Source organism: Pseudomonas sp. CFBP 5748 (assembly GCF_053850495.1).
This window is the reverse complement of sequence record NZ_JBSPTN010000006.1, coordinates 42,503-56,188: the sequence shown is the minus strand read 5'-3', so window position 1 is coordinate 56,188 and position 13,686 is coordinate 42,503. Positions and strand designations below refer to the sequence as shown.

The 13,686-nt window shown below is 59.9% G+C and carries 14 protein-coding genes and 1 pseudogene; 6 read left to right on the top strand and 9 right to left on the bottom strand.

The features are described from left to right. Positions 1–101: 101 nt before the first annotated feature. Positions 102–185: pseudogene (locus ACWNZ1_RS15235) on the top strand (hypothetical protein); the annotation flags it as partial. Between the two features lie 577 nt (positions 186–762). Here the strand turns inward: ACWNZ1_RS15235 and ACWNZ1_RS15230 are convergent. The 5 genes from ACWNZ1_RS15230 to ACWNZ1_RS15210 form a co-directional block, all read right to left on the bottom strand. Beyond that, the gene (locus ACWNZ1_RS15230; RefSeq protein ID WP_265072368.1) at positions 763–1,701 is read right to left on the bottom strand and encodes a glutathione S-transferase family protein; all 939 of its coding nucleotides are present in this window, start codon (positions 1,699–1,701) and stop codon (positions 763–765) included. A gap of 79 nt (positions 1,702–1,780) precedes the next feature. Then, positions 1,781–2,104 carry a GIY-YIG nuclease family protein gene (locus ACWNZ1_RS15225; protein WP_256453704.1) on the bottom strand — a complete coding sequence of 108 codons (324 nt, stop codon included), beginning with the start codon at positions 2,102–2,104 and terminating at the stop codon, positions 1,781–1,783. Positions 2,105–2,145: 41 nt separating this feature from the next. After that, entirely contained in the window at positions 2,146–2,616 is a 471-nt protein-coding gene (locus tag ACWNZ1_RS15220; protein WP_265072369.1) for a nuclear transport factor 2 family protein, read from the bottom strand. 88 nt (positions 2,617–2,704) lie between these two features. Then, complete coding sequence (locus tag ACWNZ1_RS15215; protein WP_256453706.1) at positions 2,705–4,009, bottom strand: CynX/NimT family MFS transporter; 1,305 nt, start codon at positions 4,007–4,009, stop codon at positions 2,705–2,707. Positions 4,010–4,045: 36 nt separating this feature from the next. Then, the gene (locus ACWNZ1_RS15210) at positions 4,046–4,705 is read right to left on the bottom strand and encodes a FadR/GntR family transcriptional regulator (protein WP_256453707.1); all 660 of its coding nucleotides are present in this window, start codon (positions 4,703–4,705) and stop codon (positions 4,046–4,048) included. A 161-nt stretch (positions 4,706–4,866) separates the two neighbouring features. Here ACWNZ1_RS15210 and ACWNZ1_RS15205 point away from each other — a divergent pair, with 161 nt between their 5' ends. Both ACWNZ1_RS15205 and ACWNZ1_RS15200 read left to right on the top strand, forming a co-directional pair. Next, positions 4,867–5,178, top strand: a complete 312-nt coding sequence (locus ACWNZ1_RS15205) for a type II toxin-antitoxin system MqsR family toxin (RefSeq protein WP_256453708.1) — start codon at positions 4,867–4,869, stop codon at positions 5,176–5,178. Further along, positions 5,175–5,657, top strand: a complete 483-nt coding sequence (locus ACWNZ1_RS15200; RefSeq protein WP_135847043.1) for a type II toxin-antitoxin system MqsA family antitoxin — start codon at positions 5,175–5,177, stop codon at positions 5,655–5,657. The genes ACWNZ1_RS15205 and ACWNZ1_RS15200 overlap by 4 nt, the downstream gene beginning before the upstream one ends. A 56-nt stretch (positions 5,658–5,713) precedes the next feature. Here the strand turns inward: ACWNZ1_RS15200 and ACWNZ1_RS15195 are convergent, their stop codons facing one another. The 4 genes from ACWNZ1_RS15195 to ACWNZ1_RS15180 form a co-directional block, all read right to left on the bottom strand. After that, on the bottom strand, positions 5,714–6,478 hold the full coding sequence (locus ACWNZ1_RS15195; RefSeq protein ID WP_003178331.1) for an amino acid ABC transporter ATP-binding protein: 765 nt from the start codon (positions 6,476–6,478) through the stop codon (positions 5,714–5,716). 10 nt (positions 6,479–6,488) lie between these two features. After that, complete coding sequence (locus ACWNZ1_RS15190; protein ID WP_135847044.1) at positions 6,489–7,586, bottom strand: amino acid ABC transporter permease; 1,098 nt, start codon at positions 7,584–7,586, stop codon at positions 6,489–6,491. 10 nt (positions 7,587–7,596) lie between these two features. Beyond that, positions 7,597–8,778 carry an amino acid ABC transporter permease gene (locus ACWNZ1_RS15185; protein ID WP_135847045.1) on the bottom strand — a complete coding sequence of 394 codons (1,182 nt, stop codon included), beginning with the start codon at positions 8,776–8,778 and terminating at the stop codon, positions 7,597–7,599. Positions 8,779–8,843: 65 nt separating this feature from the next. After that, a complete protein-coding gene (locus tag ACWNZ1_RS15180; RefSeq protein ID WP_135847046.1) occupies positions 8,844–9,875 on the bottom strand; it encodes an amino acid ABC transporter substrate-binding protein in 1,032 nt (343 codons plus the stop codon). 473 nt (positions 9,876–10,348) lie between these two features. Here ACWNZ1_RS15180 and ACWNZ1_RS15175 point away from each other — a divergent pair, with 473 nt between their 5' ends. The 3 genes from ACWNZ1_RS15175 to ACWNZ1_RS15165 all read left to right on the top strand — a co-directional run bounded on the left by ACWNZ1_RS15175 (position 10,349) and on the right by ACWNZ1_RS15165 (position 13,651). Next, on the top strand, positions 10,349–11,005 hold the full coding sequence (locus ACWNZ1_RS15175; RefSeq protein ID WP_135847047.1) for an alpha/beta hydrolase: 657 nt from the start codon (positions 10,349–10,351) through the stop codon (positions 11,003–11,005). A 92-nt stretch (positions 11,006–11,097) separates the two neighbouring features. Continuing rightward, a complete protein-coding gene (rhlB, locus tag ACWNZ1_RS15170) occupies positions 11,098–12,573 on the top strand; it encodes an ATP-dependent RNA helicase RhlB (protein ID WP_135847048.1) in 1,476 nt (491 codons plus the stop codon). 124 nt (positions 12,574–12,697) lie between these two features. Then, a complete protein-coding gene (locus ACWNZ1_RS15165) occupies positions 12,698–13,651 on the top strand; it encodes an ornithine cyclodeaminase family protein (protein WP_135847049.1) in 954 nt (317 codons plus the stop codon). Positions 13,652–13,686 lie beyond the last annotated feature (35 nt).

Below are 13,686 nucleotides of genomic sequence, written 5' to 3'. Positions count from 1 at the left end.
ATTTTCAACGGGAGCAGCACGAGCGGTTCAATCAGCCCCGCAACAACGATCTTCAACCTGCGAGGTCTGATTCCTCCCAATGCGGCACACCTGGTTCTTTGCGAGCTGTCTACGACCACATCCGCAACAAGGACTACGGGTTGTTCCCGGACATCCCGGCGGATAAACGTACCCTCAACCAGTTCGGCAACGACCGACGGCATGTGGAGTTGAATCTGCGCAACCTCAAAACTACCCTGGGGCGTTAAGTACTTAGCCACAAGAAATAAAAACCTAATAGCGAATCATCATAAAAAACTGTCGACCCTGACAGTACCCCCTCCTCAAGCTACTGCATAACTTAATATTTAGAGGAGTTTCAGCGTTTCAGCCCTCTTAATATTAAAACTCAGAGCAACCGGAGAAAAAAATGACTCTTACAGCCCCCGCTTTTACTAGCCCCGCACCAAATAGTAGAGGAAATAATCCTCCTTACGTCACTGGTAGGGGTCACCCATATAGTGCAGTAACCATTTGGGAAACCAACACCAACGCCACTCTGGGAACCGCTATTTGCAATGTAAATGGAGATTTTGCTACCACGTTAGATCTCACTCAAGCAAGCCACCAAAATTCTGGCGCGGTGTTAGTGATCGGTGGAATCTGCACGACTCCCACGGACTCGTCGGGTTATGCCACAGACTTAATGTTCTACCTTTGAACAATAAAAAATCTGGGGTTGCCCTTAGAAACAAGGGCAACTCCTCGTAATCTAACCAACATTCACGTTTTCGAAAAAAATTTGAAGCCTAGCCTTGGAAAGTGCACATGCACCACCCCGCCACGTTCGTCTTCGCGACGCAGAATCAATTCTTCGCTACCCGCAAACAACAACTCCCCAGCCACCGGATCGACGCCATAGTCCGTCGCGGCGATGGTCACCTGCTGCCCTGCCGTGAACCCGTTCGGTTCATCGAACGACTCCTCCGGCAGCGCTGCCGGTGTCGCGTTGCGGGCAACGTCCAAGGCTTCTTCGGCACTCATCTGACTCGACGCGCCATGGCCGAAACCCAGCACTCGCGTGAACCACGCCGAAACAGCCGGATACGCGTCCACCAGCGGCGAAGTCACCGGGGTGCCCTTGAGGAACCACAGCGGATGGGCCATGGCGAAGTCGGCAATCGACGGATCACCCAACAGGAAATCGCCCTCCTCGCGCTGCAACTGTTGCTCCAGGCGGGCCATGATCGTCGGCCACTGGTGCTTGGCCTGATCGGCGGGCAAGCGCGTGGTCGTGCCGCCACTGAACAGCCCGGCGCGGTCGCTGATGAACGCCTTGATGGCTTCAGGCGATAGCTTGGCGAAACGCACCGCCACCGACTCAGGCTGGAACACCAGGCTCACGGCATGCTGGAACACCACCGAATCGGCCCAGGCGGCAAAGGACGCAGCCAGCATTTCCCGGCCTTCGGGGAACAGGGCCGGCGAGGCTTTTTCCTGCTCCAACCGACGGGCGATCAGCGACGTGTCGCAATAGATGTCCGCGCCGATCTGCAATACCGGCGTCTTGCGATAGCCACCCGTCAGTGCCGTCAGGTCAGGCTTGGGCATCATCGGTGGGATGCTCACCGAACGCCAGGACAGGCCCTTGAAGCCCAGCAACAGCCGGGCCTTTTCTGCGAAAGGAGACGTCGGGTAATGATGAAGAATCAGCTCTGACATGGAGTTCGCCACTGCAGGAATGAAGTCTTGCAGCTTAGCGCGCCTGACCGGACCAGCCTACCGGCCTGATAAAGGCCTATCAGCCAGGCTGATGAAGCGACAGCGCACTGGCCACCAGGCATTCCTTGGCGCTTTTCTTGAGCTTTTTTATCAGCCGCTCCTGGCGCAGGGCCTCGCCCTTGTCGCGACAGACCTCGGTGTACACCAGCGCCACCGCCGGGCTGGACAGGAAGAAGCGCGCGCCCTTGCCGCTTTGGTGCTTGGCGAAACGCCGCACCGGGTCATCACTGATGCCACAGTACAGCGAGCCGTTGGCGGCCCGCACGAGGTAGACGAACCAAGGCTTGCCCGGTTCGGTCGTGGCTTGCACAGGCAGATCGGAAGAGGGATTGGCAGTCGTCACGACAGGTTCAACGAGCGTAAAGGAAACAAGCCGCGATCTTATCAGCGACTGGCCTGGAACGCCCGCAGCCCCTTGAGCGCCTGGGCCCTGACCGCGTTGCGCACCAGCGGTGTCCAGCCCAGCAGCAAGCCCTTGGTGCCCAACGCCTGGCGGGACCAACGCCACAGATCAAAGTTGTCATGGTGCTCGCAGATCTTGCCGTCGCGAAAAACGAACCGCGCCTGGATGTCATTGATCACGATGTTACCGGTCTGGCTGAACAGGTAGGTCGCCACCCAATGAGCACCGCCGGTACGCTCGTCGCTGCGCACGTTATCGAAGGTCAGCGAAAAGTCCTTGGCCCGGGTCGTCAACATGCGCCACATGTCGCCGGCATCGCGCCCGCGCAGCTCGCCAAACGCCGGATCGCTGAACAGCACGTCGTCGGTGTAGCAGGCACTCATCGCTTCGGCGTCCAGGCGCTGGAAGGCCTGGTAAAAGCGGGTGATCAAGGCGTTGTGGGCATCACTCATGGACAGACTCCGAAATTCGCTTCAATAGACCTGCAACGATAATCTCCCACGGCGGGGAAGACTATCGGCATTCGCCATGAAAATGACATCAACGAAGATCGGTGACTTTTTCGCTGCTGACCCCCACGTACAACGCCCGACCCGCGCCGACGCCAGCGACGATCGCGCCAAGACCGATCAGACCGAAGATCCAGCCCAGGGCATTCCAACCGCCCGTCACGTCATGCACCACGCCCACCGCGAACGGCCCCAGCGACGCCAGCGTATAACCGAAACCCTGGGCCATGCTGGACAAGTTCGCGGCGACATGGGCGTCCCGCGAGCGCAGCACGATCAGCGTCAGCGCCAGGCTGAATGTCGCGCCCTGCCCCAGACCCAACAGAATCGCCCAGCCCCACAAGCCTTCGATAGGGCCATAGAGGCAACCGAACAGCCCGCCAAGGGTCATGAGCATGGCGATCACGATGGCCAGCCGCTGGTCCTTGCCCCGCGTTGCCAGCCAAGGCGCGGCCAGGGAACTGATCAACTGCACGATGACCGAGCCGGACAGCACCAGCCCGGCCTGTGTCGGGGTCAGGCCCCGGCCAATGAGGATCGACGGCAGCCAGCCAAACACGATATAGGCCAGGGACGATTGCAACCCCATGTACAACGTCACCTGCCAGGCCAGGGGATCACGCAGCAAACCGCGGACCCGATACGCCACCTGGTGGGCTCCGTGTTTCTGGCCCACTTGCGGCAACCAGAACACTGCCGCCAGCAGCGCCGGAACCACCCAGAAACCCAGGCCCAGGGTCCAGCTGTGGCCCAGGTGCTCGCTCAACGGCACCGTTGCCCCGGCCGCCATCGCCGCACCCAGGCACAGCGCCATGGTGTAGACACCGGTCATGGCACCGGCCTGTTTGGCGAAGTCGCGCTTGACGATGCCCGGCAGCAGCACGCCAATCACGCCGATGCTCGCACCGGCCAGGATGCTGCCCGCGAACAGGCCGACCTGGCCGAATGAGCTGCGCACAATGATCCCGCCAGCCAGCATCAGCAAAATCCCCAGCACCACGCGCTCGGCCCCGAAGCGCCGCGCCAGCACGGGCGCCAGTGGCGCGAACAGGCCCAGGCAAAGCACCGGCAGCGTGGTCAGCAAACCGGCCTGGGCGGCCGACAGGCCGAGGCTTTTCGATACGTCACCGAGCAACGGCGCCATGCTCGACAGCGCCGGACGCAGGTTCAGCGCCACCAGGATCAGCCCCAGCAGCAACAGCCAGGGCCGGCGCACCAACGGCTGGCGCTGCTGGGCCTGCTCATCATCGGCCTCGGCGTCGATCAACAGTTGTTCAAGTTCGGCGGTGCGTTTGGGCGTCGTCGAGTGGGTACGGTCAAGCAGATCGCGGGACATGGAAAACTCGAGTTCGGGGCTCAGGACTTCAAGAGCTCAGGGTTCATTGATCAACTGACGGCACAGGGACTTGGCCCGTTGCGGATCCTGTTGCTCGACGGCTTCAAGGATTTCGACGTGCAGGTCGAACACATGTTGATGACGCGGGGTGATGTTGAGGCTCTGGCGCAACTGTGCGCCGATGACGCTGGAAAAGTAGCGATAGAGCTCACTGAGCGCAGGGTTGTGCGCGGCATCCACCAGGAGGCGATGGAACACCAGGTCGCAGGCAATGTAGTGCTCCAGGTCGCCGTGGTAATGCTCACCGCTGTCCTGCAGCGCCTGGCGCAAGGCAATCAAGTCTTCAGCGGTGCGTCGCAGCGCGGCCAGGCCGATGGCCTCGACCTCCAGGATATGCCGGGTTTCCCGGGCCTGCTCCAACGAACAGCGCGACAACACCTTGAGGGTATCCAGCGGATCAACCACCGCCCGCACGTAGCTGCCGTCGCCCTGGCGGATCTCGATCAACCCGGAAAACGCCAGCACACGCATAGCTTCGCGCACGGTGTTGCGGCTGATACCCAGCTCCGCCACCAGCTCCGGTTCGGTAGGCAGGCGCTGGCCGACAGCCCACACGCCGTCGCTGATGCGCCGCCGCAATTGCTCCAAGGCCTGATCAACCAGGGAGCGCTTTATTAATGGAGAAATGTCTGACATCGGATTCGCCTTTTCATCCAATCATAGGATGAATTTCCTGACATGTTAGTCAGCTTCGCGTAGGACGGCAACCGCCTAGGGTCAATGGAGGGAAGAAGCAGAATTTTCGATTAGTCAAAATTACCCTTATAGGGTAATTTAAGGATAAGACACAGGGCTTTATGGACAAGAGCACACCTCATTACGATATGGCTGTGATCAAGGCGGACATCAAGCGGCTTGGAAGAAACGCTTTTACCACCACTGCAAAAAAAACCGCGTGGACGCTTGGCTTGAACGTTTCGGACATGTTGGAGGTTGTTTGTGAGCTTGAGCGCAAGCAGTTCTACAAATCCGTGACGACCTACGACGATCATCGGGTTTGGCATGACGTCTATCGCACCCACTCACACGGTCTGGAGATTTACATCAAAGTGACCTACCGCCCAAGCGCAGGCCCACCGGTGATTTCATTCAAGGAGAAAAACCCATGAAGACTCAACAGTGTTTCAGCTGTGGTGCTCCGCAGGGCATGCTGCATTTCGAAGGCCGCGCAGAAACCCTGTGCGTCAAGGGACTGGAGCGCCGGGTCGATGATTTGTCTGGCTGGGAATGCCTGATGTGCGGCGAGGTCGAGCTCGATACCAGTTGCTCGGATCGCTATACAGATGCGGGAGATGAGCTGGTCACCGCTGCCAGGAAGATGATCGGCGAAGAAATGAAACGCATCCGTCGCAAACTGCACTTGTCTCAAAAAGAAGCGGTGGCATTGTTATCAGGCGGCGGCCACAACGCGTTTTCCCGCTATGAGCGCGGCGAGGTACTACCACCAAAAGCATTGACGTTGCTGATGCGCCTGCTTGACCGTTACCCGCATTTGCTTGCAGATGCACAGGCGTTAGCTGAAGAAACGGACTTGAGAAAATTCAGGACAACGGTGCACAAAGAGCACGAAACCCTCACGAATCATTGAACCTGCTGCAAAAAATAAACCCGGACAAGTCCGGGTTTATTTCACTGCCTAAGGGATCAATGCAGGATCTGGCTCAGGAACAGCTTGGTGCGGTCGTTCTGCGGGTTGTCGAAGAAGTCGTTCGGCGCCGCCTGCTCGACGATTTCGCCCTTGTCCATGAAGATCACGCGGTTGGCCACGGTACGGGCAAAGCCCATTTCGTGGGTTACGCAGAGCATGGTCATGCCGTCTTCGGCCAGGCCGATCATGGTGTCCAGTACTTCCTTCACCATTTCCGGATCGAGGGCCGAAGTTGGCTCGTCGAACAGCATGATTTTCGGCTTCATGCACAGGGCTCGGGCGATGGCTACACGCTGTTGCTGACCGCCGGAGAGCTGGCCCGGGTACTTGTGCGCCTGCTCTGGAATGCGCACGCGCTCCAGGTAATGCATGGCGATTTCCTCGGCCTTGCGCTTGGGCATCTTGCGTACCCACATCGGCGCCAGGGTGCAGTTCTGCAGAATGGTCAGGTGCGGGAACAGGTTGAAGTGCTGGAACACCATGCCGACTTCACGGCGGATCGCTTCGATCTGCTTGAGGTCGTTGGTCAGTTCCACCCCGTCGACCACGATGCGGCCCTGCTGGTGCTCTTCCAGGCGGTTGAGGCAGCGGATGGTGGTGGACTTGCCGGAACCCGACGGGCCGCACAGCACGATACGCTCGCCCTGCTTGACGTTCAGATTGATGTCTTTCAACACGTGGAACTGGCCGTACCACTTGTTCACGCCCTGCATCTGAATAATGCCTTCAGGGCTCACAGGCTGTTTGATCGCTTCACTCATGAGTCAACTCCTAACGCTTGTGGCCAGTGTCCAGCTTGCGTTCCAAATGCATGGAATAGCGGGACATACCAAAACAGAAAATCCAGAACACCAGGGCGGCGAACACATAGCCTTCGGTGGCCATGCCCAGCCATTTCGGGTCGGCGGCAGCTTGTTTCACGCTGTTGAGCAGGTCGAACAAACCGATGATGATCACCAGGCTCGTGTCCTTGAACAACGCGATGAAGGTGTTGACGATACCGGGGATCACCATCTTCAAGGCTTGCGGCAGAATCACCAGGCCCATGCTGCGCCAGTAGCCCAGGCCCATCGCGGCGGCCGCTTCGTATTGACCCTTGGGAATGGCTTGCAGGCCGCCACGTACCACTTCGGCAATGTAGGCCGACTGGAACAGGATCACCCCGATCAGCGCCCGCAGCAGCTTGTCGAAGTTCATGCCTTCGGGCAGGAACAGCGGCAGCATCACCGACGACATGAACAGCACCGTGATCAACGGCACGCCGCGCCAGAACTCGATGAAGGTCACGCAGACCACACGGATCGCCGGCATGTTCGAGCGGCGACCCAAGGCCAGGACGATGCCCAGCGGCAGAGCGCCGACGATACCGACGGTGGCGATCACCAGGGTCAGCATCAGGCCGCCCCATTGGCTGGTCGCCACGGCGTCCAGGCCGAACACGCCACCGTGCAGCAGGCACCAGGAGATGATCGGGTACAGCACCAGGAAGCTCAGGCCATAGATCGCCTTGCGCGGGAAGCGCGAGATGAACAGTGGCGCCACACCGATGACCGCCAGCCACACGGTCAGGTCTACACGCCAGCGCAGGTCCGCTGGGTAGTAGCCGTACATGAACTGACCGAAACGCTGCTGGATGAACACCCAGCAGGCGCCTTCCTTGGTGCAGTCGGCGCGGGTGGTGCCGACCCAGTTGGCATCGAGGATCGCCCATTGCAACAGCGGTGGGACGATCAGGTAGATCAGATAAAACGCGAACAGCGTCAGCAGCGTGTTGATCCAGCTGGAGAACATGTTGGCGCGCATCCACGCCACCACGCCGATGCTGCTGCCCGGCGGGGGCATGTCAGGTTTGAAAGTATGAGTCGTCATGCGCGTTTCCTCACCGCTCGATCAGCGCAATGCGCTTGTTGTACCAGTTCATCAGCAAGGAAATGCTGATACTGATCGCCAGGTACACACTCATGGTGATGGCAATCACCTCGATGGCCTGGCCGGTCTGGTTCAACACCGTACCGGCAAACAGCGAAACCATTTCCGGGTAACCGATACCGGCTGCCAGGGACGAGTTTTTCGCCAGGTTCAGGTATTGGCTGGTCAGCGGTGGAATGATCACGCGCAGGGCTTGCGGGATGATCACCTTGCGCAGGGTCGGACCGTTGCGCAGCCCCAGGGAACGGGCCGCTTCGGTCTGGCCGTGGCTCACCGACTTGATGCCCGAGCGCACGATCTCGGCGATGAACGCCGCGGTGTACACGGTCAAGGCCAGGGTCAAGGCCAGCAGTTCCGGGATCAGCACCCAGCCACCGACGAAGTTGAAGCCCTTGAGCTCCGGCATTTCCCAACTCACTGGCGCACCAAACAGCAGCGCGCACAGGGTCGGGATCACCAGCAACAGCGCCAGGCCGACCCAGAACTTGTGGAACGGCTCGCCGGTCGCCTCGAAACGCTTGTTCGCCCAGCGCGTCATCAGCACGATGGCGACGATGGCCAGCACGATGCTGATCACAAACGGCCAGAACCCGTCTGCGGTCAGGGCGGCCGGCATGTTCAAGCCCCGGCTGCTGACAAAGAAGGTGTCGCCCAGGTTATGGGCGGCACGCGGGCCAGGCATGCTGAGGAACACCGCGAAGTACCAGAACAGGATCTGCAGCAGCGGCGGGATGTTACGGAAGACCTCGACATAAACAGTCGCCAGCTTGGAAATGATCCAGTTCTGCGACAGTCGCGCCACGCCAATGATGAACCCGAGGATGGTCGCCAGGATCACGCCGATGAAGGTCACCAACAGCGTGTTGAGCAACCCGATGACAAAGACGCGGGCATAGCTGTCCGCTTCGGTGTAGTCGATCAGGTGTTGGGCAATGCCGAACCCGGCACTGCGTTCCAGGAAGCCGAAGCCGGAGGTGATACCCCGATGCTCGAGGTTGGTCTGCGTGTTATCGAACAGAAACCAGCCCAGCGAAATAACCGCCACGACCGTGACGATCTGAAATACCCACGCACGCACTCGTGGATCGCTGAGGCTGAGCCTCTGCTTAGGTGCGCCGATTGAATTTTGCATGAAGTGCCCCGCAAAGAATGGAACAGAACATCACCCGGTGGTTGGCCCACCGGGTGATAGAACCATCAGCGCACTGGTGGTGCGTATTGAATGCCGCCAGCGTTCCACAGAGCGTTCAAGCCGCGATCGATTTCCAGCGGAGTGCCCTTGCCGAGGTTGCGCTCGAACATTTCGCCGTAGTTACCGACTTGCTTGACGATCTGCACGACCCAGTCTTTCGGCAGTTTCAGGTCTTTGCCGTATTCACCGTCGGCGCCCAACATACGAGCGACGTCAGGGTTCTTGGTGGCCTTGGCTTCGGCCTCGACGTTCTTCGAGGTCACACCGGCTTCTTCAGCGTTGAGCAGCGCGTAGCCGGTCCAACGCACGATGGCCAGCCACTCGTCGTCGCCATTACGCACGACCGGACCCAGAGGCTCCTTGGAAATGGTTTCCGGCAGAACCACGTAGTCCTTCGGCGAAGCCAGCTTGCTGCGCTGGGCGAACAGCTGGGACTTGTCGGAGGTCAGCACGTCGCAACGACCGGATTCCAGCGACTTGGCGCTTTCATCGGAGGTGTCGAAAGTGATCGGGGTGTACTTCAGGCCGTTGGCGCGGAAGTAGTCGGAAACGTTCAGCTCGGTGGTGGTACCGGCCTGGATGCAGATGGTTGCACCGTCCAGTTCCTTGGCGCTCTTGACGCCCAGCTTGTTGTTCGCCAGGAAGCCGATGCCGTCGTAGTAGGTAATGAAACCTGGAAACTTCAGGCCCATGCCAGCGTCACGGGAGCTGGTCATGGTGGAGTTGCGCGAGAGCATATCGATTTCGCCCGATTGCAGCGCAGTGAAGCGCTCCTTGGCGTTCAACTGGCTGAATTTGACCTTGGTCGCATCACCAAATACAGCAGCGGCCACGGCGCGGCAGAAGTCAGCGTCGATACCGACGATCTTGCCGGTCGAATCAGGCACCGAGAAACCCGGCAAGCCATCACTCACACCACATTGCACAAAGCCTTTCTTCTGTACGGCATCCAGGGTTGCACCCGCCTGAGCGAACCCGCTGACGCCGAGTACTGCCGCTGCAGTCACGACGGCCAGGGTGGATTTCAGTAACTTCATTCAAACCTCCAGTTTTGCTCTTGTTGTGTCGGAGCTCGAGCCCTGTCGCACCCTTTTGAGGCATTGCCGACCCTTGTTGGCTTTTTTTCGGGTCAACCGACGTTTGGACCTTCGCTATGAGTCTATTAATGAGAACGTCCACACACAGTGGTCATACCCACCTCTCACCAATCGGCCGAACGGGCTGTAGCCCTTCACGTTCGCGAAGCCCGAAGCGGCTACTGGCGAACATTCATCACCGGATTTCTGATATCCCATGCGGCGCGTCGAACTGATAGTGTTACCGCGCAGCATGAGAATCATCACTCAGCTATACCCATAGCAAAGCCCGTACCAGACCGCTGCGCTTGGCCCTTGTAAAACACGTCAAGACAAAAACTTTCAACTTTGCGACATCTAATTAACTGAGGCACCGGGCACGCACTGTAATCACGCACTGATTGGGCGCGCCCGCACAGATTTGGAGCACAACCATGACCGACCCCTTGATTCTCGAGCCCAGCGGCACTGCCGACGCGTGCGTTATCTGGCTCCACGGCCTGGGCGCCGATCGTTATGATTTCCTGCCGGTCGCCGAAATGTTGCAGCAAAAACTGCTCACCACGCGTTTCGTTCTGCCCCAGGCACCGACCCAGCCAGTAACGATCAACGGCGGCTATGAGATGCCCAGTTGGTACGACATCCGCGCCTTGAGCCCGGCGCGGGCCATTGACGAACAGCAACTGGAAGCCTCGGCGCAGCGGGTCAGTGATTTGATCGACATCCAGCGATCCAGCGGAATAGACGCCTCGCGGATTTTCCTGGCAGGTTTCTCCCAGGGCGGCGCGGTGGTCTATCACACGGCATTCGTGAAATGGCAGGGTCCGTTGGGCGGCGTGATCGCGCTGTCTACTTATGCACCGACTTTCAGCGATGAACTGCAATTGTCGGCCAGCCAGCAACGCATTCCGGTACTGGCGCTGCACGGGCAATACGACGAGGTCGTGCTCAACCCGATGGGCCGTACCGCAAAAGAGTATTTAAAGCAGCATGGTGTCACCGTGACATGGCAAGAATACCCAATGGGCCACGAAGTGTTACCCGAGGAGATTCGCGACATCGGTTCCTGGCTGACCGAGCAGCTGCACTAAAAAGGCTCATCGCCACCTTTGATGATCACACTACGCCGCGCCCGTTTCTTGCATTACACTGGCCGGCGTACATTCCTTAACCAATCGATGAGATGACCGTGCTCAAAGCACTCAAGAAGATGTTCGGTAAAAGCGAGGCCGAGCAACTCGCGCCTGGCGCAAGCGCCCCTGTCAACGGCCAGAGCCGTACCGATGCGCAACAACCGCGCCGTGCTGCCCCTGCTGCACAGGCAAAAAAAGAGCCGGTGACCCCACCCGCCGCCCAGCCTGCTACGGCCCCTGAACCAGAAAAGCCACGCAACGAAGCCCCCAAGCCGCGCCGCGAACGCGCACCGAAACCGCCGGTCGTCGCCTGGAAGCTCGAGGACTTCGTCGTAGAACCCCAGGAAGGCAAGACCCGCTTCCACGACTTCAAACTCGCCCCTGAGCTGATGCACGCCATCCAGGACCTGGGCTTCCCGTACTGCACGCCGATCCAGGCCCAGGTGCTGGGTTTCACCCTCGCCGGCAAAGACGCCATCGGCCGCGCCCAGACCGGTACTGGCAAGACCGCCGCGTTCCTGATTTCCATCATCACCCAGTTGCTGCAGACCCCGCCGCCTAAAGAGCGCTACATGGGCGAGCCGCGGGCACTGATCATCGCCCCGACCCGCGAACTGGTGGTACAGATCGCCAAGGACGCCGCCGACCTGACCAAGTACACCGGCCTGAACGTGATGACGTTCGTGGGCGGCATGGACTTCGATAAACAGCTCAAGCACCTCGAAGCGCGCCACTGCGACATCCTGGTCGCCACACCGGGCCGCCTGCTGGACTTCAACCAGCGTGGCGACGTGCACCTGGACATGGTCGAGGTGATGGTGCTGGACGAAGCCGACCGCATGCTCGACATGGGTTTCATCCCGCAGGTGCGCCAGATCATTCGCCAGACCCCACCGAAAAGCGAACGCCAGACCCTGCTGTTCTCCGCCACCTTCACCGAAGACGTGATGAACCTGGCCAAGCAATGGACCACCGACCCGTCCATCGTCGAGATCGAGGCGCTGAACGTCGCCAGCGAAAACGTCGAACAGCACATCTATGCAGTGGCCGGTGCCGACAAGTACAAGCTGCTCTACAACCTGGTCAACGACAACGGTTGGGAACGGGTGATGGTCTTCGCCAACCGCAAGGACGAAGTACGGCGCATCGAAGAACGCCTGGTGCGCGATGGCGTCAACGCCGCGCAACTGTCGGGCGACGTACCACAGCATAAGCGCATCAAGACGCTGGAAGGCTTTCGCGAAGGCAAGATCCGCGTGCTGGTGGCCACTGATGTGGCCGGACGCGGTATCCACATCGACGGCATCAGCCACGTGATCAACTTCACGTTGCCGGAAGTGCCGGATGACTATGTGCACCGGATTGGCCGTACCGGGCGTGCAGGCGCTGCTGGCGTATCGATCAGCTTCGCCGGTGAGGATGACTCCTATCAGTTGCCATCGATCGAAGCGCTGCTAGGGAAGAAGATCAATTGCGAAACCCCACCGACTCATCTGCTTCGGCCGGTTGAGCGCAAGCGCCCTTAACCGTCGCCTGGAACCAGAAAGCGCAGCCGCAAACGCTGCGCTTTTTTTTCGCCCGGGATATTGCCCAACAGAACTAAAAGTCCATAATGGACAAATTAGTTTACACAAGCACCCCGGAGTCCCGATGTCCAGCACGCCCTACGTGATGACCCAAGCCCAGGCCCGAGAACTGCTCGGACAAGTCGACGTACCGCAGATCCTACGCAAGCTGTTCCGCGACCTCGCCGCCGGGCAGGCCGTCCAACCAGCCCAGCAACTGGTGGTTTTTCCCCAAGGCGCCGGGGACTTCATCAACTACCTGGGCGTGCTGGCTGAGGATCAGGTCTACGGGATCAAGACCTCACCCTATATCGTGCGCGAGCAAGGCCCGCTGGTCACCGCCTGGACCTTGCTGATGTCGATGCAGACCGGCCAGCCGCTGCTGCTGTGCGATGCCACCGAACTGACCACCGCCCGCACCGCCGCCACCACCGCCGTCGCCGTCGATGCCCTCGCCCCACGCGAGGCCAGGCGCCTGGCGGTCATCGGCAGCGGCGCGGTGGCGCGCGCCCACGTGCAGTACGTCAAGGGCCTGCGGGACTGGCAAGACATCAGCCTCTATTCGCCGAGCCTGAAGGGCAAAACGGCACAAGAGCACGCCTTGATCACCGGCCTGGACCCGCGCCTGCACATCGCCGACAGCCTTGAAACGGCGCTGCATGACGCCGATGTGGTGATGCTCTGCACCTCGTCCGCCAAATCGGTGCTCGACCCGCAGAGTTTGAGCAAACCAGCCCTGATCACCTCCATCAGCACCAACGCTCCGCGCGCCCACGAAGTACCGCCGCAAAGCCTCAACGACATGGACGTGTTCTGCGACTATCGTCAGACCACCCCGGGCTCGGCCGGTGAAATGCTGATTGCCGGCGAACAGCACGGCTGGGACGCCTCGAACATCGTCGGCGATTTGCCCGAACTGCTCAGCGACTACGTGGCACGCCCCGACTACCAACGCCACGTGTTCTTCCGCTCCATCGGCCTGGGGTTGGAAGACGTTGCGTTGGCGAATGCGCTTTACCGGTTGCACCACCACAACTGACACGACTCGATTCCCTGTGGGAGCGGGCTTGCTCG

Bases quoted from the DNA above. Each gene is read 5' to 3' on its own strand.
- ACWNZ1_RS15230 (WP_265072368.1), bottom strand. From the start codon at position 1,701: ATGTCAGAGCTGATTCTTCATCATTACCCGACGTCTCCTTTCGCAGAA.
- ACWNZ1_RS15220 (WP_265072369.1), bottom strand. From the start codon at position 2,616: ATGAGTGATGCCCACAACGCCTTGATCACCCGCTTTTACCAGGCCTTC.
- ACWNZ1_RS15215 (WP_256453706.1), bottom strand. From the start codon at position 4,009: ATGTCCCGCGATCTGCTTGACCGTACCCACTCGACGACGCCCAAACGC.
- ACWNZ1_RS15210 (WP_256453707.1), bottom strand. From the start codon at position 4,705: ATGTCAGACATTTCTCCATTAATAAAGCGCTCCCTGGTTGATCAGGCC.
- ACWNZ1_RS15205 (WP_256453708.1), top strand. From the start codon at position 4,867: ATGGACAAGAGCACACCTCATTACGATATGGCTGTGATCAAGGCGGAC.
- ACWNZ1_RS15200 (WP_135847043.1), top strand. From the start codon at position 5,175: ATGAAGACTCAACAGTGTTTCAGCTGTGGTGCTCCGCAGGGCATGCTG.
- ACWNZ1_RS15195 (WP_003178331.1), bottom strand. From the start codon at position 6,478: ATGAGTGAAGCGATCAAACAGCCTGTGAGCCCTGAAGGCATTATTCAG.
- ACWNZ1_RS15190 (WP_135847044.1), bottom strand. From the start codon at position 7,586: ATGACGACTCATACTTTCAAACCTGACATGCCCCCGCCGGGCAGCAGC.
- ACWNZ1_RS15185 (WP_135847045.1), bottom strand. From the start codon at position 8,778: ATGCAAAATTCAATCGGCGCACCTAAGCAGAGGCTCAGCCTCAGCGAT.
- ACWNZ1_RS15180 (WP_135847046.1), bottom strand. From the start codon at position 9,875: ATGAAGTTACTGAAATCCACCCTGGCCGTCGTGACTGCAGCGGCAGTA.
- ACWNZ1_RS15175 (WP_135847047.1), top strand. From the start codon at position 10,349: ATGACCGACCCCTTGATTCTCGAGCCCAGCGGCACTGCCGACGCGTGC.
- rhlB (WP_135847048.1), top strand. From the start codon at position 11,098: ATGACCGTGCTCAAAGCACTCAAGAAGATGTTCGGTAAAAGCGAGGCC.
- ACWNZ1_RS15165 (WP_135847049.1), top strand. From the start codon at position 12,698: ATGTCCAGCACGCCCTACGTGATGACCCAAGCCCAGGCCCGAGAACTG.